Here is a 1,012-nt window from a genome sequence, read left to right as displayed (position 1 = left end):
GCGCTATGGCAACTCCAAGCGCTGCCCAATAACTGGGCGCAGTCCGCCGCACCAGATCAGAACCGCGCCTGCAAGGTCAGGTCGAAACTCTGTTCCTGGTCAAAGTCCTCTTTCTGGAGGGCCTTGGAGAAGTTGAAGCGCAGCGGGCCGATCCCGGTGGTCCACAGCAGGGAAACGCCAACGACGTGGCGGAAGGATCTGCTGGAACCCACGACACCGTTTCCGCTGGTGCCAGAAGTATCAACGTTCTGCGTTCCCCAAAGGCTGCCAACATCATAGAACAGGGCGCCGCGCATCCCCAATTCTTCGGGCAGACCCAGTGGGAATTCCGCATCAAAGCGGGCCACCGCATAATAGTTGCCGCCTAGGAAGTCATTGTAGCTGCCGCTGCCTGGTGCGCCGTCGGATTGATCCCGCGGGCCGATGCCGCCGGGCTCAAAGCCGCGCATAACCGACGGCGTCAGAACAAAACGGTCAATCGAACGGCTGGAACCGCTGCCTTCCCATTGGAACGAACCAGCCTCGATGGTCGCACGGATCGTGACTTCCTCGTTCAGAATTTGCTTTTGCGCCACAATCTTCGTTGTGGTCTTGAAGTATTCAGAATCTCCGCCCAGCCCTGCATAGTCAGCACCGATTTCAACCAGGAACCCGGCAGTCGGATCCAGGCCCGTCAATCGGCTGTCATAGCGATAGGTGAAGCCGATGGCACTGGACGAACGCTCACCCTGATTGATTTCGTTTTGAATAACTGGGCTGGCCAGGAAAGTGGTTGTGTCGTCATCCTCGCTATCGCTGAACAGCATCTCATCCGCATCCCACGTATAGCGGACCTGAAGCGAAGTATCCTCGCCTGTGTTGAAGGTCAGTGCAGGCTGGAAGAAAATCCGTTTGGTGCGGTATTCCGAGAAACTGGAGTCGGTTTCATTCAGACCCAGGTCCAGATCAAACCTAAGATCCCGCCCCAAGAGGTAAGGTTCGGTAAAGCCCAGCACATAGGAATCCGATTCCG

General features: G+C 56.9%; 1 protein-coding gene. It reads right to left on the bottom strand.

The genetic code is table 11. From position 1 onward, the window contains the following. Window positions 1-56: 56 nt before the first annotated feature. A partial coding sequence (locus tag A2I95_RS42315) for a BamA/TamA family outer membrane protein (RefSeq protein ID WP_291738205.1) occupies window positions 57-1,012 on the bottom strand: 956 nt, incomplete at its 5' end.

Source organism: Leisingera sp. F5 (genome assembly GCF_001593695.1).
The sequence above is the reverse complement of the archived record's forward strand: the minus strand, read 5'-3'. Positions and strand labels throughout refer to the sequence as shown.